Source organism: Actinomadura fibrosa, assembly GCF_900659615.1.
Lineage (GTDB): Bacteria > Actinomycetota > Actinomycetes > Streptosporangiales > Streptosporangiaceae > Spirillospora > Spirillospora fibrosa.
The window spans coordinates 1-1,945 of the sequence record NZ_CAACUY010000522.1; the positions used below are offsets into that span (position 1 = coordinate 1).

Below are 1,945 nucleotides of genomic sequence, written 5' to 3' on the forward strand. Positions count from 1 at the left end.
CGATCAAGGACTACCTGTGACGCGCGGGAGAGCGGCCGCGCGCCGCCGAGCGGAGCGAGGCAAATGAGCAGAGACATCGCCGTGGTCGCCTTCGCGCAGCCGTCCGGGGACCGCGGCGCCCGCCGGGCCTGTGGAGTTCGCCGGATTCAGGGTAGCCATCACGTACCCACCTGGCCGCCTGCTCCGTAGCGCTACTGCTACGGGGTGTAACTGGCATTATGCGTGAGCCGCCGCGGTGACGCGAGACCGGGACCGGAATCGCCGCCGAGGTGATGCCGCACGGCTCCCCGGCCGTGTGACCAGGTCGATCATTTCACTCGGCCCCTTACGGTACCGGCGGACGTCCGAGTCAAGATGATTTAACACATGCGTCATGGGCATGTGATATCCCTCTTAATGTGGTCGTGTGTTAATGGCTCCGGACGGGTCCGGCGGCCGTCGATCGTTGCGCCGTCCTGAGCCGCTCCGGAATGGAGAGGGACGATGACGCGATGATGCTCTCCCCGAAAGGCCTGCTGGCCGCGACGTCCCATGCCGCGTCCAATGCCGCGCACCTCGTCCTGTACGGCCGGCTCGCCGATCTCCGGCCGATGCCCGCGGACCCGGTCGACGCCGCGCCGGAGCGGCCGGTCTACCGCTACCGGCCGCCGGAGGCGGTGATCCCCACGGGGCCGCCGGTGCTGCTGGTGCCGCCGCTCGCCGCCCCGGCCCGCTGCTACGACCTCCGCCGCGGATGCAGCCTCGCCGAGCACGTCGTCGCGACCGGCCGGCGCGGCTACCTGCTCGACTGCGGCCCGCCCGACCCCGACGGCCGTGACCTGGGGCTTCGCGAGTGGGTGGACGAGGTCCTGCCGGGCGCGATCCGCGCGGTGAGCCGGGACGCGGGCGGGCAGCCCGTCCAGCTCGTCGGCTGGTGCCTCGGCGGCCTCGTCGCGCTGCTGGCCGCCGCGGCGGACCCGGGCCTGCCGATCGCCTCGGTCGCGATGATCGGCACCGCGGTGGACCCGCGCGGCGCGGGCCCCGCGGAGCCCGCCCGCCCGCTCGCGCGCCTCGCCCGCGGCTCCGGGAAGGACGCCGCGGAGCCGATGTCCGGCGACCTCTCGCAGCCGGTGGTGAAACGCGCCCGCCGGCGCTTCGGAATCGACAGATACGTCCTCCGGCCCTACAAGGTGCTCACCAATCTCCACAATGCCGATTTCCTCGCGCAGATCGAGGCGGTCGATCATTTCACCGGCCTGTCGCCGGCGTCCCCCGGCCTCGCCGCCGCGGAGATTTCCCGGGGGCTTTCGCGGGACGGCGATCTGGCCGCGGGCGGAATGGAGATCGGCGACCGGCGGGTCGAGCTCGCGCGGGTGGGCGTGCCGGTGCTCGCCATCGCCGGGCGCGGCGACGCGCTGGCGCCGCCCGGGGCCGTCCGGCCGCTGACCCGGCTGCTGCCGGGCGCGCCCGACGTGCGCTTCGCGGTCGCGTCGGGCGGGCACCTCGGCGTGCTCACCGGACGGTCCGCCAAGGAGAGCGCCTGGCTGCACCTCGACCGCTGGCTCGACGAGGGGACGCTCCGGCACGGCATCCGGCCGCCGCGCCGGGAGCCCGCCGCCACCCTCTGATCCCCGGCCCGCCGCCTGCCCGCCCGGGCCGCTCCGCCGGCCCGCGCGGGTCTGGTCCGTGCCAAGAGAACCCCAAAGTCGTCCGTCGTCCCCTTCTCGGGATGCCCGATGGTGTGTCGCCCCCGTGATCGTTTCATCACCGACCGTAGTGTGGCGCACCGTCGAGCCAGAGTTTCGAGCCGCGCCGGTCAGAGGGTCGGGTCGCGCGGGACGGCGGGGGGCAGTGCATGACGGCGGACAGCGGCGAGGTCCGGGCCGACCGGGACGGGCGGGGACGGCACGAGCCGCGACCGGGCGCGCGGCCGGACGCGGGCGCGGAGCCGGACGCGGGCGCGGAG

Annotated in this window: 1 protein-coding gene; it reads left to right on the forward strand. The window is 74.5% G+C overall.

Annotation, left to right across the window (positions count from 1 at the left end):
* The first annotated feature begins 470 nt into the window (after positions 1-470).
* Positions 471-1,607, forward strand: coding sequence for an alpha/beta fold hydrolase (locus E1300_RS49345; RefSeq protein WP_242619918.1), 1,137 nt, complete (start codon positions 471-473; stop codon positions 1,605-1,607).
* Positions 1,608-1,945: the final 338 nt, after the last annotated feature.

Excerpts from the sequence above, each read along its gene's own strand:
- E1300_RS49345 (WP_242619918.1), top strand. The coding sequence starts at position 471 with ATGGAGAGGGACGATGACGCGATGATGCTCTCCCCGAAAGGCCTGCTG.